Annotated in this window: 12 protein-coding genes; 2 read left to right on the plus strand and 10 right to left on the minus strand. The window is 41.6% G+C overall.

The window, feature by feature from the left end:
- Nucleotides 1-280: 280 nt before the first annotated feature.
- Nucleotides 281-3,166, plus strand: a complete 2,886-nt coding sequence (gene gcvP / locus QE390_RS05225) for an aminomethyl-transferring glycine dehydrogenase (RefSeq protein ID WP_307141349.1) — start codon at nucleotides 281-283, stop codon at nucleotides 3,164-3,166.
- A 131-nt stretch (nucleotides 3,167-3,297) separates the two neighbouring features.
- Here gcvP and QE390_RS05230 read toward each other — a convergent pair whose 3' ends face one another.
- The 3 genes from QE390_RS05230 to QE390_RS05240 all read right to left on the minus strand — a co-directional run bounded on the left by QE390_RS05230 (nucleotide 3,298) and on the right by QE390_RS05240 (nucleotide 5,830).
- Nucleotides 3,298-3,783, minus strand: a complete 486-nt coding sequence (locus QE390_RS05230; protein WP_307141350.1) for a bacteriocin fulvocin C-related protein — start codon at nucleotides 3,781-3,783, stop codon at nucleotides 3,298-3,300.
- A gap of 1,013 nt (nucleotides 3,784-4,796) precedes the next feature.
- Entirely contained in the window at nucleotides 4,797-5,156 is a 360-nt protein-coding gene (locus QE390_RS05235) for a DUF4260 domain-containing protein (RefSeq protein ID WP_307141351.1), read from the minus strand.
- An 83-nt stretch (nucleotides 5,157-5,239) separates the two neighbouring features.
- Nucleotides 5,240-5,830: a Crp/Fnr family transcriptional regulator gene (locus QE390_RS05240; protein WP_307141352.1), complete on the minus strand. Its 591-nt coding sequence runs from the start codon at nucleotides 5,828-5,830 to the stop codon at nucleotides 5,240-5,242.
- Between the two features lie 163 nt (nucleotides 5,831-5,993).
- On the opposite strand from QE390_RS05240, the gene QE390_RS24740 reads away from it, so the two are divergent.
- Nucleotides 5,994-6,248 (plus strand): hypothetical protein, encoded by a 255-nt coding sequence (locus QE390_RS24740; protein ID WP_373424556.1) that lies wholly within the window; start codon nucleotides 5,994-5,996, stop codon nucleotides 6,246-6,248.
- Nucleotides 6,249-6,647: 399 nt separating this feature from the next.
- On the opposite strand, the gene QE390_RS05245 is transcribed toward QE390_RS24740, so the two are convergent.
- The 7 genes from QE390_RS05245 to QE390_RS05275 all read right to left on the minus strand — a co-directional run bounded on the left by QE390_RS05245 (nucleotide 6,648) and on the right by QE390_RS05275 (nucleotide 23,759).
- Complete coding sequence (locus tag QE390_RS05245) at nucleotides 6,648-9,827, minus strand: hypothetical protein (RefSeq protein ID WP_307141353.1); 3,180 nt, start codon at nucleotides 9,825-9,827, stop codon at nucleotides 6,648-6,650.
- A 2,228-nt stretch (nucleotides 9,828-12,055) separates the two neighbouring features.
- The gene (locus tag QE390_RS05250; protein ID WP_307141354.1) at nucleotides 12,056-14,509 is read right to left on the minus strand and encodes an SdrD B-like domain-containing protein; all 2,454 of its coding nucleotides are present in this window, start codon (nucleotides 14,507-14,509) and stop codon (nucleotides 12,056-12,058) included.
- Between the two features lie 230 nt (nucleotides 14,510-14,739).
- Complete coding sequence (locus QE390_RS05255) at nucleotides 14,740-15,021, minus strand: hypothetical protein (protein WP_307141355.1); 282 nt, start codon at nucleotides 15,019-15,021, stop codon at nucleotides 14,740-14,742.
- Nucleotides 15,022-15,025: 4 nt separating this feature from the next.
- Nucleotides 15,026-15,775 (minus strand): RHS repeat domain-containing protein, encoded by a 750-nt coding sequence (locus QE390_RS05260; protein ID WP_307141356.1) that lies wholly within the window; start codon nucleotides 15,773-15,775, stop codon nucleotides 15,026-15,028.
- Nucleotides 15,747-18,143 carry a DUF6443 domain-containing protein gene (locus tag QE390_RS05265; RefSeq protein WP_307141357.1) on the minus strand — a complete coding sequence of 799 codons (2,397 nt, stop codon included), beginning with the start codon at nucleotides 18,141-18,143 and terminating at the stop codon, nucleotides 15,747-15,749. The genes QE390_RS05260 and QE390_RS05265 overlap by 29 nt, the downstream gene beginning before the upstream one ends.
- A gap of 827 nt (nucleotides 18,144-18,970) precedes the next feature.
- A complete protein-coding gene (locus QE390_RS05270) occupies nucleotides 18,971-20,434 on the minus strand; it encodes a RagB/SusD family nutrient uptake outer membrane protein (protein WP_307141358.1) in 1,464 nt (487 codons plus the stop codon).
- 34 nt (nucleotides 20,435-20,468) lie between these two features.
- Nucleotides 20,469-23,759 carry a TonB-dependent receptor gene (locus tag QE390_RS05275; RefSeq protein ID WP_106637154.1) on the minus strand — a complete coding sequence of 1,097 codons (3,291 nt, stop codon included), beginning with the start codon at nucleotides 23,757-23,759 and terminating at the stop codon, nucleotides 20,469-20,471.
- Nucleotides 23,760-24,074: the final 315 nt, after the last annotated feature.

Consider the following 24,074-nt stretch of genomic DNA (forward strand, 5'->3'; position numbering starts at 1 on the left):
TGTTCATTAATGAAATAATCTCTACCAGTAAAAATTTAATCCAGACAAGCGAACTTCCTGGAAATGAATCGAATTCTTACTTTAGAACGGTTAGAAGAAAACTAAGGTAATTCATGGACTACCGGATTTGCAAAAAGTCAAAGATAATCCTTGTGATCCGATCGTCTAAGCAGGTTATTACCTAACTATGAATTTTGTAAAAATCCTAGTTCTTTCTTCTGCACAAGGGCCGTCTTTTCTGTGTATATTTGTCCTTTGTTTCCATCAACAATAATGCTCCATGCAGGTTGCTCTTCGTTACCAGGAACTTTTCGAAAATCGTCATAATAATGCAGATGAGGCCGATCGTCAGGCTATGCTGGCTGAAATTGGCGTAACTTCGGTTGAAGAACTCATCAACCAAACAGTACCTTCGGCCATCCGCCGGGCTAATGCCTTGAATCTTCCTCCCGCTCAAACGGAATTCCAATTTTTGGACGATTTCAAGAAGCTTGCCAGTCAAAATAAAGTCTTCAAGAGCTACATCGGTACGGGTTACTACGATACGTATACCCCGAATGTAATTCTGCGTAATATTCTGGAAAATCCCGCCTGGTACACGGCCTATACGCCTTATCAGGCCGAGATTTCGCAGGGACGCCTGGAAATGCTGCTGAATTTCCAAACCATGATTTTGGAATTAACGGGCATGGAAATCGCCAATGCTTCTCTGTTGGATGAAGCCACAGCCGCTGCGGAAGCTCTGCATTTATTACATGCCCTGAAAAAAGGAGCCAAGGCGAAAGCAGATACGTTCTTTGTTTCAGATCGATGCCACCCACAAACGATTGACCTGCTTTATACGAGGGCTACTCCGATTGGGGTGAAAATCATGGTGGGTGATCACCGCACGGTTGATTTGACCAACGAAAGCATCTTCGGTGCTTTATTACAATACCCCGCCACCGACGGAGCTGTATTTGATTACGGTGACTGGATTGCCTCTGCTCACGACTTAGATATCAAAGTAGTAGTAGCGGCGGATCTACTGGCTCTTACTTTACTGAAAGCTCCTGGTGAAATGGGTGCGGACGTAGTAGTAGGCTCTGCTCAGCGTTTTGGCGTACCCATGGGTTACGGCGGACCACACGCGGGTTACTTTGCTACCAAAGACGATTACAAACGCCAGATGCCCGGTCGTATCATCGGGGTATCGGTAGATGCGGAAGGAAACCGTGCCCTTCGCATGGCTCTGCAAACTCGTGAGCAGCACATTCGCCGCGAGAAAGCCACTTCTAATATTTGTACAGCTCAGGTACTTCTTTCGGTAATGGCGGCGGCTTATGCCGTATACCACGGCCCTGAAGGCTTGCAGAAAATTGCTCACCGCACGCATGCTTTAACGCAACTGACGGCTCTGGCCCTTAAGGAACTGGGTTATGAAGTAGTAACAGAAGCTTTCTTTGACACCATTCAGGTAAAAGTTTCGGATGAAAACGTGGTGAAAGCTGCCACAGAAGCCGCTGAAATCAACCTGCGTTACTTCGGAGATAATCTGGTTGGTATTTCGTTTGACGAAGTAAAAACCTATCAGGATGCCGTTGAACTGATCAACATCTTCTCGACACTGGTAAGCAAAAGTGTTAACCTGTCGGAAATTGAATCAGCCTTAACCTGGGAGTTTAACGAAGTTCTTACCCGGGAATCTGCTTACTTAACAAACCCCGTTTTCAATACGCACCATTCCGAGCACGAAATGTTGCGTTATCTGAAATCGCTGGAAAATAAAGACTTATCGCTGGTACACTCCATGATCTCACTGGGATCATGTACCATGAAGCTCAACGCCACAACCGAAATGATTCCGGTAACCTGGCCTGAGTTTGGTAAACTTCACCCCTTTGCTCCTAAAGCTCAGGCGGCGGGTTACCAGCAGTTATTTAAAAACCTCAACGACTGGCTTTGTGAAATCACAGGTTTTGCGGCCATGTCTCTGCAACCTAACTCAGGTGCCCAGGGTGAATACGCGGGTCTGATGGTGATTCGGGCGTATCACGAAGCTCAGGGTAATAGCCATCGCAACATCGCTCTGATTCCCGCTTCGGCTCATGGAACCAACCCTGCCTCAGCCGTTATGGCGGGTATGAAGGTAGTCGTTACCAAAACCGACGAGAATGGGAACATCGACCTGGCTGATTTGAAAGCCAAAGCCGAGCAGTACAGTGAAAACCTGTCCTGTCTGATGGTTACCTACCCTTCGACGCACGGCGTATTCGAAGAGTCGATCATCGAAATTTGTAATCTGATTCACCAGCACGGTGGTCAGGTATATATGGATGGAGCGAACATGAACGCTCAGGTAGGACTTACCTCTCCTGGTACGATTGGAGCAGACGTTTGCCACCTGAACCTGCATAAAACGTTCTGTATTCCTCACGGTGGTGGCGGTCCTGGTATGGGTCCCATCGGTGTAGCGGCTCACCTGGCTCCCTTCCTGCCCGGTCACGCTGTGGTAGAAGGCGTGGGTGGCGAACAGGCTATCTCAGCCGTTTCGGCAGCTCCGTATGGTTCAGCGAGCATCCTGACGATTTCTTACGCTTACATCGCGATGATGGGCGGCGAAGGTCTGACGCACGCGACAGAAACGGCCATTCTGAACGCCAACTACATCAAGGCTCGTCTGGAATCACACTTCCCCGTGCTGTACGTAGGTTCGCAAGGCCGCTGTGCTCACGAGATGATTCTCGACTGTCGTCCGTTCAAGCAATCAGTAGGTATTGAAGCCGAAGACATCGCTAAACGTTTAATGGATTACGGTTTCCACGCTCCTACCCTTTCGTTCCCCGTAGCCGGAACGCTGATGGTGGAGCCTACCGAATCAGAGTCAAAAGCAGAACTGGATCGTTTCTGTGATGCCATGATTGCCATCCGTAACGAAATCAGAGAAATTGAAGAAGGCGAAGCGGATAAAACGGTTAACGTTTTGAAAATGGCTCCTCACACTCAGTTTGTGGTTCTTTCAGATGCCTGGAATCGTCCTTACTCGCGTGAAAAAGCGGTATTCCCGCTGCCTTACGTAAAAGCCAGCAAATTCTGGCCTACGGTAAGCCGCATCGATTCAGCCTACGGAGATCGTAACCTGATCTGTGCCTGTCCTCCTTTGGAAGAATATGCTACGGCTGAATAAGTCATAGCTGGTATTAATAGTAAAGCCCGCCGCAAAGTTTTGCGGCGGGCTTTTTGTTTATTGAATTACTTTCGTTTTCCGTATCTTGTTTTGTCTGGCAGAGTTGGGCAACTGCGGGAAAATCTAAAAAGCTAACGCGTGTATTCCAGCGTACTTGTGAGGGTTGCCAAATTGCCTTTATCAAAGGCAGTCAGTGCTTTTTTATTCCATTCGGCCATATAACCTTCTGCAAATTGGTTTCCCTGTGCAGGATTAGAAAAGAATTCTGGTTTTAGATGACTCACAAGTTCTTTAAGTAAGGCTTTTTGTTCAGCAGTAGCGTCTGAAAGAGATGCATAGTGATTAAACTTCCGAACCCAGAAATAATAGCGTTCTCCCGAGTTCAAGGTATTTATATAGAAGCTCTTTTTAGCAGGAAGGCTTTTCAACGCTAGCATCTGGTCTAGTTTCGATTCGTCAATACTATTTCTCAGCTGATTCAAATACTGCTCTGATGTTTTTTCCTGAAGAGTATTCCTAAATGAGCTTTCATAATTATTTTCAGAGCATCCTGACAATAATAACGTGAGTGAAGCGAGGGTAATATAAAAGCCTTTTTTCATAAGCGTAATTAACATTAATGATGTGATTTGGGATATATAATAATACGAATTTATTTAATAATTTTCCATAGTTGCTTAGCTATTGCCGAATAGCTAACTAAAGTTAAATAAATTTTAACTATTATTAAATTTCAAAATAACCATTCATCAATATTTTAATGTAGACTTTAAATTCTAAATTACCTTTAATGAAAAATCATATAATCTATGCTTTTTCATTGTCTTAATTGCTACCAACCTATATATCGCATTTTATCTACCTCTACTTTTATAAACTGTAAGTACTGTCAACATGTACATATGGTAGTCAACAACAAATTAAAATCCTTCTATCAAAACAAGGTATATAACGTAAACTATAAATCAACTGAGCCTATAGAACCCGGAGAAAACATAATTATCGATAATCAAAATTATTCACTTCTGAATCGAAGTATCTGGGTGTGTAACTATTGGCAACGTCATCATTTGAAGGATGAAGGAATATCTGTTCACTATTTTTATGAATGTGTAAAGACGGAAATATTTGAATTAGTGAATTCTAAAGGCGGAAAAGTATGGATTGAAAAAAAGTATGATAAAATGTATTTAGTAAAAGAATACAATGCATTTTATAAAATTTTGCAAGTTTAGGGGTAAGATATTCTGGATTTGGTTTCCTGAAAAAGAATATGATTATGTAACTATGCAAAATTTCGACAATGATAAAATAATAGTAGCCTTTCAGGACGGAACTTACCATTTTCACTATTTTGAGGGGGAAACCACAAAGGAATGGAGTGATAACTCTTACGTTCGATTTTCAAGTTATGAAAACAATAATTCTTTGTTCTTTATTATCAATCAAGATGGTAAAGAAGATATTGGTAACTCAACAACTTATTGTAAGTTTCTTATTAAGCGTACTAGCAATAAATCATATAAGACTAAAAGCTTTTTATCTAGATTATTTTCTTCAATGAATTAATTGACATTCCCCAATCAATCAACAGAGCTGATTGATTGAGAATTGGGAGCCATAATAACGATTACTTCTTCAAATCTCCAATCTCTCCCAAATGCGTATATCCAAAACCCGTATCAAACTTCAATCCATATCCAAACATCCGATCCATCGAAGAATGACCGAATAAGATAATACCTGCCAATAATACATATTCATTACCAAGATAGAAACCCAGGACTCCGATCAAAATAGCTACTGCTTTGTGATGAAATACATTATAAATAAAAGCTCCTGTTTTACTATTAAAGACGTAACCCACCATACTTACATCAGGAACTAATAGTAAAACCGGAAACAACCACCAGGCAAACGGTAACTGGGCAAATAAGACAAGGGAAAGAATAACTTGAGCAGCTTCTTCAATCTTTATGAGCGTTTTCATAATACCAGTATTTGTTGTGGTTTTTGATTCGCTACAAAGGTCCGATGGAGAACAGGGTAAAATTCTTTACATAAGTTAATAAATCAGGAAGTGGCAATCCGGCGGCGAATGCGACTTAGTGAAACGGGAGTTATCCCCAGGTAAGAAGCGATATACTGCTGAGGAATGCGTTCGAGAATCTTACGTTTAATTGACGTGTTGATGAATTTCAGATAACGTTCTTCTGGAGTTAGGGTTAGTAACTCGGCTAGTCGTATGTCCAGCCCCATGAATAAATACTCCGCCAGCTTACGCCCGAAAATCTGATAGACGGGGAATTGCTCATATAGCTTGGTTAGGGTTTCATACTTAAAATACATCAGCTCGCAATCTTCCAGGGCCTGAATATTGATCGTACTCGGCTGACTTGTTAAGCAACCCAAGTAGTCGCCAACCAGGTTATTTTCAAAAAAGAAGTAAGTCGTTTTTTCGTCACCGTCTTTTTCGTAATAAAGCCGGGCAGAACCACTGATGAGGAAGCAAATCTCTTTAGCCGTTTGTCCCTGCTTAATCAAAAAATGTTTTTTAGGTAACGTTCGTATCGTTAGGTCTTTCTCAAAAGCATCCCACTCCTGATCGGTTAATTCCACAAAACGCTTAAGATATATGCGAAATTGATTAGCAATAGATGACATTATAAAAATGGTTGCGGCAATCGTTACTAGTAGATAGTTTTTCTAAGAACAATACGAAGATATGTGAACTAATTCATTAGCTGTTAAATCGGTTTTTTAATAAAATAGCATTTTATAATTTCATTTATACTAGAATATTGAATATTCCCCTAATAGAAAGACCCTGAATAAATGGCAAAATAAAGTTAATCTAGAGGGGGGAGAATTTGCTCCCTTTTATTGCATTTGTTACCGCTCCCTAATTTTTAAAGCTAGTCAATGCATGAACCTACTTTTCCTTACATGCCTATCAGCTACACATATTGGCTATAGCTCGATTCATATTGTACTCGTTTTTTTGGTCTTGGAGGAGTCTGCCACTATTGAAGCTAGTGTGGCATTTGGTAAAAAAACGCAACGTAGGCCATTAAAATGCTGAATATTCAGAAATTATTACCTAAAAATTAGATTCCCTTAACTGGCGTGACCGTAGATAACAAACAAAGCCTTGACGTTCAGATTATTAGCGATTGGACTCAGAAAAATAGGGTTCTTATGCTCGTTGTTTATTGCTAAGTAAGTCTGCGGCCACCGCTACAATATAACTCATACCTATACTTTCTCTGGAGCTTGAATTCCGTTGGGAACATTCAAACTATCAACAAGTATAAAAGCTACATAAAAATTACCAATGAAAAATCGGATGGAGTTGCAGTAGTGGATGCTGTTCAGTTTAGACAGATCGGCCAGCAGGTATTTTTATACAATAAAAGGATAAAATCTAAAAACAATTAGTCTCAGATTTTATCCTTCCTAGTAATTATCTACTAGTTATTGGCTAGTTACTTCCATTACATTGGGTAGTAATGTTAATAGTTTCTGTTTTACTGGTGCAACCAGATTTAGAAGCCGTTAGCGTATAAGTATAAGTACCATTTGAAACTGGACTTAAAATGTTGACTGTTGCTCCTGTATCATTAGCACCATTTCCTGTCCAAGCATAACTTACCCCACTACAATCATTGCCTACACATGTAGCTTGAAATTGAACTAAAGTATTACAGTTCACAATTGTATTTCCAGAAACGGTGGCTCCAATGTTAAAATTACAGTTACTGGCACTGCTCCCAATAGTGAAGGTGTTATAGCCATGCCGAGAGTTACCCGAATCTCCCGTATCCCCTACGTACAAGCGATACACCGTTCCCGAAACCAGATTATACGAAGCCAGATCCACATCAAACACGCCCGTACTGCTAGAGATGTCCGTGCCGTAACCGATGTACTGCATATCCGAATCACGGTAGATGTACCACAGATACGTCCGATTGCCCGAGTAAGGATTCGATATCGTTACCCGCTTCTTGGTACTAGCCTGACCCGTAATGCCACTAATCGCTACCTGTAACCGATTGCCCACCGTAACGGTCACCCCACTCGAAGCCGGGCTGCTACAACTGCCCACCGTACAGGTCGCTGTATACGTAGTCGTTGCCGTAGGACTCACCTGAATGCTACTCCCACTTTGTCCACTGCTCCAGCTCACCGTCCCCGAACAATTACTCGCCGTCAACGTGGACGACTGCCCTGAGTTGATGCTCGTCGCACTCGCACTCACATTCGGGGCCGCCGGAGTACTACACCCCCCAGGACAGCTTTCACCCGGCTGCTTGAAACAGACCGGAATCTCATCCGATGTCAAAGGTGTCACCCCCGAAGCCCAGCCATTGTTATTGCGAAGCATATATAACCAGTCCAGTGGATAAGCCTCACCGCCTGGTGTATGGGTCACGTACTTGCAGTTGCCCACCACTTTCACATACAGAGCCTGACCAGCATTGACCCCATTGGCATGGCCCAAGAGCTGATTGTTCGTGTAATTACACGTTCCCGTTGCTCCGCAGCTCACCGTCAAGGTTACCTGCTTCTGCTGGGAAGTACACCCACTCTTACTCGCCGTTACCGTGTAGGTGTAGCTGCCCGCTGTGCCAGGGGCCGTCAGACTCACCGAACTGCCCGAGCCCGTGAAGTTATTGGGGCCACTCCAGCTGTAGCTCACCCCCGAACAATCATTGCCCGAACAGCTTGCCGATAAGCTTACCGTTGCCCCACAACTCGCCGAAGCCGTCGAAGGCGTACTCACTGTAAAGGCACAACTGCTCGTTGATGAACAGCCTTCACTCGGCTGCTTGAAACAGACCGGAATCTCATCCGATGTCAAAGGTGTCACCCCCGAAGCCCAGCCATTGTTATTGCGAAGCATGTACAGCCAGTCCAGTGGATAAGCCTCACCGCCTGGTGTATGGGTCACGTACTTGCAGTTGCCCACCACTTTCACATACAGAGCCTGACCAGCATTGACCCCATTGGCATGACCCAAAAGCTGATTATTCGTGTAATTACACGTTCCCGTTGCTCCGCAGCTCACCGTCAAGGTCACCTGCTTCTGCTGAGTAGTACACCCACTCTTACTCGCCGTTACCGTGTAGGTGTAGCTGCCCGCTGTGCCAGGGGCCGTCAGACTCACCGAACTGCCCGAGCCCGTGAAGTTATTGGGGCCACTCCAGCTGTAGCTCACCCCCGAACAATCATTACCCGAGCAGCTTGCCGATAAACTCACCGTTCCCCCACAACTCGCCGAAACCGTCGAAGGCGTACTCACTGTAAAATTGCAGTTACTGGCACTGCTCCCAATAGTGAAGGTGTTATAGCCATGCCGAGAGTTACCCGAATCTCCCGTATCCCCTACGTACAAGCGATACACCGTTCCCGAAACCAGATTATACGAAGCCAGATCCACATCAAACACGCCCGTACTGCTAGAGATGTCCGTGCCGTAACCGATGTACTGCATATCCGAATCACGGTAGATGTACCACAGATACGTCCGATTGCCCGAGTAAGGATTCGATATCGTTACCCGCTTCTTGGTACTAGCCTGACCCGTAATGCCACTAATCGCTACCTGTAACCGATTGCCCACCGTAACGGTCACCCCACTCGAAGCCGGGCTGCTACAACTGCCCACCGTACAGGTCGCTGTATACGTAGTCGTTGCCGTAGGACTCACCTGAATGCTACTCCCACTTTGTCCACTGCTCCAGGTTACCGTCCCCGAACAATTACTCGCCGTCAACGTGGACGACTGCCCTGAGTTGATGCTCGTCGCACTCGCACTCACATTCGGGGCCGCCGGAGTACTACACCCCCCAGGACAGCTTTCACCCGGCTGCTTGAAACAGACCGGAATCTCATCCGATGTCAAAGGTGTCACCCCCGAAGCCCAGCCATTGTTATTGCGAAGCATATATAACCAGTCCAGTGGATAAGCCTCACCGCCTGGTGTATGGGTCACGTACTTGCAGTTACCCACCACTTTCACATACAGAGCCTGACCAGCATTGACCCCATTGGCATGACCCAAGAGCTGATTGTTCGTGTAGTTACACGTTCCCGTTCCTCCTGTCAAGGTAGGATCTGTAATTGGGCTAATAGTAGGATTTACATTAATTAGAACTCCTGAAGTTGTACACCCATTACTTGAAGAACCATATTTATAAGCATAACTTTTCAACAAATTACCCGATGAACTTCCTTCTCTTACCTCTAGCAAACGATTGAAACTATCATAGTTATAAAAGATACTTCGTCCATTAGGATCAGTTTCTCTAGTAAGCCCTACTAACGCTTTATAATCATAACTACTAGCATGAGATATGGTAGACCCATAACCCGTGTTTTTACTTTCTAACAAATCCTTCTTCCCCGCAGAAGTATACCAATTGTATCGAGTTATAATTCCATTACGCTCCCTAACTTGTAAAGGATTACCCCTTCCATCATAATCTTCGATAGTAGATTCTACGTATGGGTTACCCGATCCTAATTTAGTAATTACCTGGGTAGGTAAATACAGGTTATTAATTTTTCCGTATTCTGTTCTTTTAAAATGGGTATTTGCACCACCCACCTTTTCTTGTTGCTCAATAATGGGGTTAATTATATAGGCAGCTAACATTTCATTATAGGGAAATTGATTTGAAAAATCATGAGGATATTTGTAAGATATTTCTACATTTTTATTACGACTGTCTATTGAATTTTTCCTAGTTAATTGGATATTTATTGGGTTTTCATAGTAGAAATTATCAGTTGTTTTAACAAACTTATTAGAGTCATTTTCATCATATTGATAAGTTTCTTTTTTAGACAGATATTGCCAGCGTGAATCAATAGAAAATCCTTGTACATTAAAGAGTCCTGCATAGTCATAATTATAATCACCTGTTATATTATAGTTTCCTGCATATTCCCACATTTTACCTATTGCAAATCCATTATAGCTATAGGAGTTATTAATGTCAATTTGATAGGTATTTACTTCACGCAATAAAAGCTTACCAGTTCCAGAGCTAATCTTTTTTTCTAATAATAACCCTCCTTGCCAACTATTATCAGTTGGAGGCGGGAAAGGGTATGTATAAGTTCCTATGTTAATACCCTCAGAAAAAATATATTCCGTTTTTCCATTTTGATTGATAGAATTATTAAACTCCGTTACATGAGGATAAATAATGTGCTGTCCATCGCCCCTCAAAGATTGATTTTTAGAAGTTCTTACCATGTAATTACAAGTCTCACTTCCTCTTGTCGTAGGATAATAATCTAAGCTAGGTTCATTCATTAAAAATGCCTCATCATATTGATAATCTTTCTGGAAGGAATTATTAGCAACAGGATCAGTATGAATAACTCGCTTAATTCTTATACCTCCTATAGGCCGATCTGAACCGTCATCATTTTTTACTCGATGTGCTTCATATATGAAAGTGGTTTTACCACCCGTAGGATAAGATATAGACTCTAAAGAACCTGCCTGAGAAAGAACGCCGGTAGGGTCTGGGCTTCGATCAGCCCCCTCATAAATCAAACCCCCATAATTTAATTTTGGATATAAATAAGTAGAAGACTTCCCATTATTATAACCCCAATAATCTTGAGAATGCGAATACAGCCCAGGCTCTCCTCCATAGTAATTAAAAATGTGTGCAGGTAAGGCACAATCACTACTGTTTACTTCTGAAAGACTCTCCAACTTTAATCTATCATTTGGACCAGTATATGTTAAATTATACTTTTTAATCAAATTTGATGAGGCATCTCTTACTTCTATCTTATCTAATTTAGACTCCTTATAGGTATTTGTATATCCCATATCATTTACCGTGTATTCATAGGGAGATATGAAGAATTCTACATACCCATTAGATGAACTTATTTTTTTTAATTTTTTAGCATTTTGGATTTGTACGACTGAAAAAAATACACTAATCTCAGGACCATTCATAGAACAGGATTGATACGGTAATGGGTCCTTTCTAGAATGATTAAGTTTAGTATTGTACTTAACTAATTGATCAGGATAATATTCATAAGATATTGTATAGCCATTTTTCGATCGTATAGAACTTAAATACCAGCTAGAAATATATCCTTGAGAATCGCCGCCATTAGGAAAATCAACCGAGGATGTAATTTCTGTCACGTTAAATGTATATAGCGTACCATCGGGGGTAGTGATTGTGAAACCCTGAACAGAGTTAGAAGGCGAATGTAATATTGGAGTTACTTTGATATCTCTGTGCGGCGTAAGTACGACTCCTCCCCCAGGTTTTAAATACATTTTTCCAGAGTACCCCGGAATAGAATAAAAGAACACGTCAGGCTGAGAATCTAAAGAACCATCAGCATAAGTTGTTAGTTTACCATATCCTCCGTTGTTTAAATCTACCTGTTTAAAAGCAATACTTTGAACTTCTTGAAAGCAGCGTAAGAAACCATTACCCTGATCATCTGGCTTGCCTCTCATCGTACGTGTAATTATTCCACCAGTCTCTAGGGCCCAGCTAACTCCAACTAATCCAGGTAAATCATCTACTTTCAGGCCTCCTGAATGATAATTTAAGCTAATTGGAATCTTTAATTCTCGCTCTTGCACTTCAGCAATTGGGATAGAAATCTGTGTCTGTCCACTATAGTACGATACCGGTACATCAATGAATCTTCCCAATGATGAAGCCGTTGGAGAAGGAGGCACAACTCTAGAAGCACGATCTGCAAGCGACTGATTAGAATCTCCATCCGTTTGAGCAAGTCCATTGCTCAATGCTATGGTAAAAAAACCGATGAAAAGGTATATATATTTCATTTAGATACTTAGGTATTGGTAATAATAAAAGGCGTGAGTTATTCTTTAGTAAAGCTGCTCGTACGAATAACTTCTTTTTCCTGGATGCTTAGTAAGTACATACCTTTCGGTAAATGTTGTGGTTTTATTGAAACGTAATAACTGTCATTCTTACTTTGAATTTCTGTTTGCAACAAAACTTGCCCCTGCAGTGACATGACCGTTAACTTAGCTTTCTCACTTCGGGCCTTCAAGCGAACATTGACTTGATCAACAACAGGATTGGGATATACCACAAAATCCTGATCGGATTTAATAGGCTCATATGATCCAATGGCAGGAGTCATAAAAGCCTGCTGTTGATAACAGCCCTTTTCATCCATCACCCGTAGTACATAGGCTTTGTTAGCTGTGGCTCCGTGATTGGTAAAAATGAGGCCATTCTCCGGTACCAGCTTTGCTTGTTCTACATCCCCACTTCCCGTAAACTCCTCTCCTTCACTCCACTCGTAGCGATGAGTACTTTCAAAAGAAGAAAGCAATAGGTGACTCTCTCCACTTTTCTTATCCGCTACCCAGCGGCTGGTAAAACTAGGTTTGCTCGTACACAGAAAGCCTAGATCATAATGGAAACTACTTTCTCCTACGCCTTTGGTCTCTAGCCTGATAACGGCGTATCCATTTTCTTCCACGCCATCGTTATCTAATTCTTCCTGGCTCGTAGCTTTGGTTTTGCTGAGCTTGAGTGATTGCTGAGCTAAAGCCACCCGTATTTCATAAGCCGTCTGAGCTTTCAATCCCGTGAAAGAATACAGCCCTTCAGCATCTGATCTCGTGCTGCTTACCTTCTGCCCTTCGCGGTACAGTTCTACCTCAACATTAGCTAGAGGCATTTCATTGACATCCTGAACACCATCACCATTGGCATCAATCCACAAGCGATCCCCCACCGTAATGGGAGCCGCTTCCCCCACCAAGGCTAATCCCCCCACACCATTGGCTTTACCAAACGTACCTAGCTCCCCATTGCTATATAAATCCCAACCCCGGGTAGCTTTCCCTTCCCGGTTGGAAAGAGCTTTAATGCCACTGGTATTAAACTGTTGAGCCGGCTCGTGAGCAGTCATAAGTACTTCATCAGTGTTGGCCAGAGTAAGCACGGCTCCGGCTCCCGTTTCTTCGTGTAGGGCTTCATCGCCCAAGCCCTTAAAGCCATCTTCAAAATAGAATTCGCCTCCTTTGGGTCCTTGAGCGTTGGCTATTCCCTCACTTTGCCATTGGCCGGCCCGGGCATTGGCTTCAAGCTGATAGTTTACTTTACTCTTTTCAGGATTTTTAGCGTATACTTTTAATACATCACCCGCTGCTACCGCTGAATAGCTAGAAAGTCCTTTGGGATCAGGTTGACCTGTTCCCGACTGGTGACCAAAGCGGTCCATGAACCCTAGAATGAGATTGCCTTCCTGGTCAAAAGCCAGACTTGATAAAATGGGTTGGGGACGAGCAGCGGTAGAAGGAAGTGACGTATGCAAAGCCTTAGAAAAGTCATCAGCCCAGCCATACCATGTTTTTACGTTTAAACCTTTTACAGCTTCGCCCCGCTGGTAATCCAGCGGTAGATTCAATACCTCTTTAAAAGAGCTTTTCCCAATGTCCAGAGCATAGACGAAGGCTTTAAGATTAGAAGTAAGCTGAGAAGTAGAAGCATCGCAGACCACGCCCACGTAAATCTTCCCCTGATGAGCCTTAACGGCAAAGGGGCGGGCGATGCCTCCCGTGCAGCCGGAATTAGGAACGGGATAAGCCGTTACGTCCGAAGCCGTAGGGGCTTGGCTCACATCTTTTGGCAACGTGATGGCGTACAGCGTCTGATTGGACAGATTCATTACGTAGAGCTTGCCTTCAAAAACTTCGATTCCCCCTATGCTCATTGTGCCGACATCGGCCATCAAGCCGGCATCCAGACTCTTGGCTAGTAGATCAGCCGTCAAGCTGTCGTGATGATCATTGCCGACGGGAATGCCTAGACTCGCTAAATCAATAAAGGGAACAGTTTTCCTGGTTTTCCAATCGGTTCGGTAAATGCCACCGGGCCCCAGCGGACCATAGCCCACGTGGCGTTTGGCAAAGGCCGATGAATAGAGCTGCTGGGAGCTGGCCTCAAATGCTACCCCCCAAAGCGATCCGACCTGAGCAGCCGTAGCTAAAGAAATGGGAGAGCCACCTGCTAAGGGCTGAGCTACCAGAGCAGAAGCGGTGGTATTGCCGCTACCCTGAATGTAAATGGGAGAAGCGATATAGGCTGAATCGGGTACGTAGTGCTCGGGATCGCCTACATTAAAGTTCACATTTGACTGGGGACTTTTTACAAAACGGGTAGAAGCACTACTTGCCTGCCTAGACGCATCTCCAATAATAAGGCGGACTTTCTCTCCCGATAATACGCAAGGTGAATAGTTGCCCAAAGCATCTGAACTAATCGCTTTGACGCTAACCCCTGGTTTTCCGTTCAAAGATTTAAGCACATGAGTTGAACTTAATTCTTTAAACACATTCTCATTAAGTCGAAAAAAACCTAAGTAATTGATTAAACTTAGTATTACAACAAAAATATATTTCCCCATGTTAATAATTTTATTACAAAAAAAGAGCATTTAAAGCGAAAAAAATAAAACTTATATATAATACAGTTATATTCATATTAAATTATATGAATATGTTAACTACTACTATTTTAATAGTATTATTTTTTTTTAAATAAATAGTATATCGCCATCCAAAAAACAACCAACACTAATGTTTGTAGTATCCCAATTAATAATAAAGATTTTTCAACCATAACTAGCCCAAATAAGAGTATATTTACTGGAAGAGTAATTATTACTAGAGGTATCCATAAAGGATGATTATAATCAAACCCCATAAATTTATATTTCGGAAAAATAACCATAACGCTTAATGTTCCCAACGCCACGTAAAATAAACTTATTAAAAAAGTAATTAGTAACTTTTTTTTATTTCCCATAGCTTCAAAAGGTTGGAGGAGTAAGTAAGTTGGGTGGAGTGATGGCTTGTTTTATAACGTTTTTTATAGTCGGTATCATTTGCTTAGGCTGTGCAGCCACATTAATAAATTCCCTTAAAAATACTGCTTTTAGCATCATATTTCTTTCTCCTGATTCCTGATATTTTTTCACTAGCTTATCCATACTTTCTACGAATTTCCTATCAGCACTTGCAGTTTTTGCGTCTAAAAAAAGACCCTTAGCTCCTACTGCTTTTAATTCATCATAATCTTTATCATGAACATATGCAGGTTTTTCAATTTCTGTAGGAGGCACTGAATAATCTGATTCACCATTGTATTTTCTTGGATTCCAAGGCCCTGGATAGTTATAGCCAAATGGGTTTTGATTTAATGTTTCAGGATTTAATTGATTTATATTAACTTTCCCATCCTTTTTAGTTGCATATAAAGTTTCAGCTGCAGATTTACTTACATCCGCATCTTTATAATTATCATTCAAATGCTTTCGTAACGTTGCTGCATTATCTCCCGCATCTTCAGCCAGATTACCATTACCATCTTCATGCCATACTGGAACCATTCCATCTGGGTCAATAAACCTTAAAGGATTATCAAAGGCATAATTAAATGGTGACCATCGTCTCATCTTTTCACTTAAAGGATCGATATTAAACCAACGTCCTAGGGCCGGGTCATACTGCCGAACTCCATAATCCAGATAGTTAGTTTCGGGCTGTTTTTTCTTTTTCATTGTAGAGATATTTATTAGGACCCACAGTCTTAGCAATCGATAAGCCAAAGGCAAAATACTCGGTTTCCTGAATTATCGTTCCTCCTTCGTTCATTACCATCCGCACATTACCTAGATGATCCTTGAGGTAATACTGCACCTCATAGGTATTCCCATTGCCGCTAACGTTAATCTGTCCTTCTTCCGTAGCAATCCGGGTCAGATAATTACTTTCATTATATTCAAAAGCTCCGGCGTATTTAGTATTTGAGGTACCATTGTTGAGTCGAAGTTTAGTCCCCGATCCATCATATACATACTGTAAACTTTTGTTATTAACACTAACCTGACGAACCAAATTTAGAATATTGTATTCAATATTATTGACTCCCTTGTTGAGGTCTTTCGTGGCATTGCCATTGCCATCATAAGCATAATCATCCGTGCTATTATTGCCATTGACAAAGCCATCCGTGCTCCAACTATCTTCTACCCTCATCAAGCGATTGCCATTATAGCTGTAGCTAAGATTATCCCAGTTTCCGCCATTGCCAATTCGCTGCAAACCTCTAATGTTGCCATTTTTATCATAGGGAGGATCTTGTCCTACCGCAACGATACTTTCCCGGTAATTATAGTTGTTGATACCTTCGCTACTGAGCAGGCGGTTAACGCCATCATAAGTGAACTTGTAACCCACCCAATTACCGTTGCCCTGTCGCCAGAGCATCTCGGCAATGTTTCCATTATACTGAGCATTGCCGTTGGCCGGATCATTATACTTTAATTCAAACCCAAAATTTACACCTGTACTATTTTGCCCCGTCACCTTCTTGAGCCAGCTTCGAGGTGTAAAGCAATAATCTAGACGTTCTTTGAAGCTACTTCCTCCGTCTACGGAATGAAGATATTTAGCTTTAGCTTGTCCAATACCATCATACCGCTGAGCAGAAAGGAATACATCCTTTTTAGTAGTACCCTCTTTCTTGATTACCAGTCGTGTACTCAGCAGCCGATCGGCGTGATCGTAAGTGAAATATTTTTCAATCTGCTGTATGCCTGTTCCGGTCGCCTGAGTAGTTTGTTGCTTTTCCACCCTGCCGTCAAAACGAACCTGACTAGTTACCCGTTCTCTTGAACTTGATCCAAGATCGTATTTTTCAGATATGGTTTGTAAAGGAATATAACGCTCATTATAATACGTTTTCGCGTATAACCAATCTCCATAACTTCCATCAGTATTAATAATTCGGCTGGTAGTAATGGTCACTTGCCCTTTTACGCTACTCTGATAAGAAGAAGCAAAGCCATTTCCTAAACTAGAAAAATCTAGCGTAGTTCTACCAGCAGGGTTCGCATCAAAAGGAGGAGAGTAATTATCATAATGCGTGCGAACAAGTGCCTGCTCACTTCCGCTTGACTTATCCCCAGTCTCTATAATACGGTTTAAGTCATCGTATTTAATATAGGAGGTTTTCCCTCGTCCATCCACACTTTCGACTAAAAGGTCCTTTCCATTGTAATTCATGGAAATGGTTCCTGCTCCAGGAACATATTTAGTTGATACTAATCCTCGATCATTATACGTATACTTAAACGCATATTTGGTTTGATTGGCTTCATCTTGATACTTAGGCTGCAAAACAAAACAGAGCTGACCGAGATCATTATAAACATAATAAGTATCTAACTGCTCAGATCCGTTGTAAGCCCGCTTTAAAATAGTTTGTCCGGCTTTGTTGGTATATTCTCGGCTACGGTTTCCATTTTCATCTTTTACTTCCTTGTAGGTAAGGGTTCCACCTATATAATAACTATCATGACCTATAAGATTACCATTATTTACATCATACTGCTTAACCTCATTTCCATCATTTACTCCATAATAGAACTCAACTGCCTTATTACTTCCTCCTGCGTACTGCTTTTTAACCCGATTTAAGGGTGATAACTCATATTCTGTCTGACTATATCCTCTTTCATTGTTATTACAAAAGGCACTACTGTTGTAATAGTTATTGGCTGTCGAAGAAGCTCCTGACTGGTAAGCTCCATTACCTAAAGAGGGATAGGGTAAATAATTTTTAAGAGGTCTACCAAATGAATCATATTCTGTATGGGAGATTAAATCATAAGGAGTGCCTTCATTTATCTGGGGACTTTGATGAACCAAAACACTTTGTAATGGTCTACCTAACCCATCTATGTATTGAACTTGTTGGGTTGCATCTTGAATACGCCCACTACCACCAGAGTTTGTCGTCTCTTTTTTGTAAGTCCTAGTAATAACATAATTACGATTGGAGCTCTGTGCAAAAGTATTGAAGTAGGCTGAACACAACAGAAATACAACGTATATAAATATACGCCAATAGGTTTTAAAATCCATGGACGGTGGAATATAAAATCAAATGATAAAATAATTAGACAACTACTACTATTAGAGCGTTACCGCATCTTAACAATACTAGCTAACTAAAATATTGAGAGGGCTAAATCGGAACAGAAAGCAAGAATCAAGTAGTTTATTCATAGGAATTTCAGGATAGGCGATATAGGTTTTACAATTATAAACAATATTCTTTTAAAAAAAGAATATTCATAAAAAATATAAATTTTATAAATACTTACCTAATAGATGCTATGTAATTACATAAAAAAATTAGTAAAAAAATTATAATTTCTAAAATTCAATTTTTCAAATACAAAACCTAGTTTATTTTAAAAAATTGAAGTTATTATATATGGACTAGTCTCATATAAACGTTCAATTCTATCAATAAATTAGTTCAATTCTATCAATAAATTAACACAAGAGTCTTATCAGAGAAAGCCCATTAGGTTTAGCGGCTATTGATACGGTACGGTTATAGGGGTTATATAGATTAATACGAGTATAGTTAAAATAGGTAATCTACCTCCTATTCTTAAGCTAACTCATTAAACGTAAATATTCTATACTACATAATAACCATCCTCTTCTTCATTGACTGTGAGTCTGTAAGCGAAGTATAAGCATAGAGAAATCAACACATCATAAAATACATGACTTATAAGGTCATCAGAAAGCAATAATAAGATTTTTCGTAGTAAAAAGTTTTGAACATATTAAGCTTTTTGATTATATAAAATCCCTTAACAATCGTTTGATATATCCACAAAAACAGCCTGCCCCCATGTAAACAGGAAGCAGGCCGTTTTAAGTAATCCTGATTTCTACTGATTAATAAGCCTATTATTTACAATTTCACTGTTAGAGATTGGCCAGATATAGTTCTCAGCAGCCGGAGATACTGCATTAGCACTTACAGTAGGGCCTGTTTTTGCTGGAATAGTTTGCAATCTACGTAGCAAATCATTGGAGCGGAAGCCTTCTCCCAACAGTTCAATTCTTCTTTCCACAAGAATTGAACTGATTAGAGCGTCTTTCGTAACTGTTGCAGAGGCCGGAAAGGTGTAGGAAGCATCTGAACGAGCATGGACAGCTTTAAGTAAATTCGTGGCCAAGGTTAAATCTCCCGTTTCTGCTGCTGCTTCAGCGTAATTTAGCAGTACCTCGGAATAACGAATCAAAGGCATGTAAATTAGGTAAGGGGCAGTACGGCCAAATTTAGAAAGATAATTAGTAGAGCCACTCGTTCTCAGAAAGCCTCTTCTGGCATCGGTAGTAGGCCACTGAGAAGAACCTAAAATCCCCGTTGGGTTCAGATAGTACTCAGCTACGTTATTATAGATATATCCAATAGCCGACTGACCACTATACATATCAAGTGTGCTAAAGGGAGCTGAAAGGATGGATTCAGTAGTTGTATAATCTGTAGTAATCACAGAAACAATATTAGACTGTAAAGCATGCTTCACTCCAGTAGTAGCGGAGAAAGGAGCTACTGTTTGAGGCACAATTTTCTTAGCTTCTTCTACCACTTTTGCGTAATTCCCCATATTTAAATACACCCGTGTTTTCAGTGCTATGGCTGTATTTCGGTGAGCTCTGGTAACTTTTAGGGTTAGAGCCGTTGAGCCGGTGTAATCTGTCGGTAAACCTGCTTCGGCATCATTCAAATCTTTTAAGACCTGGGCATACACTTCCGCTACCGTACTGCGGGCTAAATCGTTATTCTCCATTGTCGTTTCAGGCTGTAACCGTAAGGGTACTCCCGGCGACGTTCCATTATTTTTATTGTAAGGCTGGCCAAATACCGTTACAATGCTATAATAAGATAAGGCCCGTAAAAACTTAGCTTCAGCGATGTATTGATTCCCTAACTCATCTGAAACAATCCCTGGATTTTTAGGAATACCATCAATGATGATGTTAGCCTGGTTAATGGTAGCATAGGCTGCCGTCCACAGGTTATTAATATCATTTGAGCCCGAGTTATAGCGGTTTGCCCAGCTATCGTAACCCGTAAAACTGTTACCCGTAGTATTAATAAAATCCTCTCCACGGACATCCAGATAGAGCTGAAAACGTCCACCGAAGTAGTTGGCATCCTTCAAAGATTTATAGGTTCCGTTGACTAGCCCAAGTATACGACTCGGGGTGTCAAAGATATCGTTAGCGTTTACCTGAGTAGGAGGAATGGTATCCAGATATTTGGATTCATTACAGGAAGATACCATTAGTAAAAGCCCTCCCGTAATTAAGTAAGTTACGGTAGATAATATTTTATTTTTCATGCCAAGATTGCTTAATCCATTCAGAAGATCATTTCTAGAAGCTAAGATTCACACCAAACGTGATGGTACGGCCATTCCCCAAAGAGTTATATTCAATACCTGGTGAAGTATTAGTATTGCCATTTACAGAAGATTCAGGTTCTACGCCTGAGTACTTCGTAAGAAGAAATACATTAGAGGCCTGGGCATACACACGAAGCGAGCTAATACCCGATTGTCCAAATACAGCAGCAGGTAGTTTGTAGCCTAACACCAGGTTTTGCAACCGAAGGAAATCTCCTTTCTCTACATAAGCTGAAATGTTTGGAATATTAGCCGCAGCAAAGTTGTCTCCATAAACCAGACGAGGTACATCCGTAACTTGACCCGGAGTTGTCCAGCGATTGAGTACTTTTTTGGAGTTATTAAACATCCGTTGATCCAGCCAGGTACCCGTATTCCCGTTTAAAATGTAGTTACCACCAGAGTAGGTAAAGTTTACATTCAGATCAAAGTTCTTATAACGGAACGTATTATTAAATCCACCATACCATTTAGGCAAAGCATTACCCATAGGTTTGTAGTCATTAGCTGTAATAGCAGGGGCAGCTCTCCCATCCAGATATGTCCAGGAATTTCCATCAGTAGGAACTGCCAAACTATACTGCACCCGCTCTCCAGCAGCGTTAATGAAAATACGCTGTCCGTTTTCAGGGTTAATGCCGTCGGTAATAGCACCGTAGAGCGTCCCTACCGACGAACCTACCTGTGTGATATTGAAGATATTAGCTGAACTGGCAGTAGTGCTTAAAATAGGCTTCCCATCACTAGCCAAAGAGGTCACTTTGTTACTCAGACGGGAATAGTTGAAGCTGATATTCCAGGAGAAGTCCGATTTACGAATTACCGTCGAGTTAATGCCTAATTCAAGTCCTTTGTTAGATAAGGATCCTACGTTAGATAAAATAGCGTTATTAGGGATTCCCTTGGATGGGGCTTGTGGAACATTCAGAATCAAGCCATCAACGTTATTATTAAAATACGTTAATTCTACCTGAAGCTTACCATTCCAGAAATCCAGGTCAGCTCCTACGTTGGTCTGTTGCGAAGTCTCCCAACCTAAATTGGCATTGCCCGCCTGATTATAAGCCCAGGTAGGCACCGTTCCGTAAAGCGATGAAGAATATAGGTTTAAAGAAGCATATGGGCTGTTAAGGTTCCCATTTCCTACCCGTCCCCAGCTAGCTCTCAGCTTAGCACTGGTCATGACCTTGCTCAGCGAAGAAGCTTTGTAGAATTCTTCTTCGGACAAAGACCAGCCACCAGAGATACCTCCGAAGTTACCCCACTTCTTATCTGATCCTAAAGAAGAATTACCATCCCTTCTAAAGTTTATCGTAAAAAAGTAACGGTCATTAAAGTCATACGTTACCCGTGAGAACATCGACAGGAAGGATCGATTAAAGAGGCTGTTTCCTGAAGGCGTAATATTACCCCATGTTCCCTGGTAATCATCAAAGTAAGGGTCAGCCGCCTGAGTTACGTTCACTCCCCATATGTTAGTATCAAATACCTGAGCATCATAACCTAGCAATGCAGTCAGGTGGCTTTTTCCAAAACGAGTGTCGTAATTAAGGGTATTCGTAAAGTTCCAGTTGTTGCGAAGACCCGTTATGTTTGTAACCGAACCATTAGTAGTAGAACTACTCCCCCGGACAGCACTTAATGAGGTAATATTCTCATTTCTTAGACGGTCAATAGAGTAATTAGTTGTAAAACTAAGCCCTTTCAGAAGACTAAAAGTCGCACCGATATTAGCCAGGATACGATCATTTTCAGAAGTATAACTCGCCAGCTTAAAAAGTGCGACAGGGTTAAAATAAACACTAACCACTTTGTTCCCATCATTATTGATAGGTCCTCCGTCATTGATAGATCCTGCGTTTACATCCCTGATGTTAGGGGTACCATCCTCTTTATAAGCTGCTACGTTAGGTGCCAACGTATAGGCCATCCGGGCAGCCCCCACGATAAGTTGTGCATTACCCTCCAGTGAGCCAGAATTGGGTGACTTGTTAAAAGAGTTAGTATAATTAATACTTCCTCTTAGCTTCAGCCATTTATTAACCTGATGATCCAGATTCAAACGGATACCTTTACGCTTGAAATTATTGGTTCTCAGGATACCATTCTGATCTGAATAGTTTGTCGAAAAGAAGTAACTCGTTGTTTTACTTCCCCCACTTACATTAACGGCGTGATTCTGTGATACGCCATTCTGAAAGATATAATCATACCAGTTAGTGTTAGTATTAATAATAGAGCCATCTGAGCGACGAGCCTGAAAAAATAATTCCGAGGGTACATTTGGATCATTAGCTCTACCTTCTAAAATCTTCCTGTTGTTAACGGCCTCGTTTTTAATCATCATGTACTCATCAGCGTTGAGCAGTTTAGGCAAACGCACGGGACTCGTAACACCGACCCAGCCGTCGTAACCCACTTTCACCCGTCCTTCTTTCCCTCTTTTTGTGGTGATTAACAACACCCCAGCTGCCGCCCGCGAACCGTAAATGGCCGTGGAAGCAGCATCTTTCAACACATCAATGGACTCAATATCCGAAGGGTTAATATCCCCCAGCGGGTTATTAGGGACGTTACCGTTACCCACACTACCAGTGGTTAAAGGGATACCATCCACTACAATTAATGGATAGGAACTTAGAGAAATCGAGTTGATCCCCCGAATCCGAATTACGGGAGCATTGTTAAGTACGCCATTGGCTACGGCAATATTCACCCCGGCTGCCCGGCCCGCCAGAGCCTGGTCAAAACTTTGCACGGGAATTTCTTTGAGTTTCTCACTATTGATACTTGCTGCCGAACCCGTAAACTCTTTCTTGGTTTGCGTACCGTAGCCCACCACTAATACTTCCGTTAAGTCTTTTGAATTAGTGGCTAATTCAACGTCCAGTGTAGTTTGTGAAGAAATGGGTTGTTCAATTGGCGTGTAGCCCACGAACGAAAACACCACTACACTTTGCTGGTCGGGAACGCTCAGTTTGTATCTTCCCTGAGCATCCGTCGTAGTACCGATGCTGGTTCCTTTGACCTGAACCGACACACCCGGTAACCCTTCTTTTGATTCCTTGTCTGTTACCTTTCCTGTAATCACACGATCAACAGGGGCACTGATAGTCAGACTGGTAGGCACTTTTACTTTTTCGGACAAGTTTACCCCGGAAACAATCGGGCTTAATCCCAGGACCAGTGCGGGGAGAATTAATTTACTCTTAAAATTCCTTTGCCCAGCCACCTCCAGGAGAGTGTGGTACTTTTTTTTCATACTTTTGCTTTGTTTTGGTACATGTAAACAGACACATGGAAATCAAAACCGGAGTTTCGTCGAGTGATTGGCGTTACAGACGAAATTTCCAGTACTTGAAATCGGTGACCCTGGCAGGTCACCGATTTCTGTTATATAAGGATAATGAATGTTTCTATACCGGGCGGAGATTGTAAACGGATAATGGGCAACTATTACTTAAATCCAATTTCTTTATAAGACTACCTTCAACCTCAAAATGGACCTAAACTGACCGTTTACTAAAAATCTGGAATAAAATTAGTCGTTTTTCAATATAGTCAATACACTTACTAT

This window comes from Siphonobacter sp. SORGH_AS_1065 (assembly GCF_030818595.1).
GTDB lineage: Bacteria > Bacteroidota > Bacteroidia > Cytophagales > Spirosomataceae > Siphonobacter.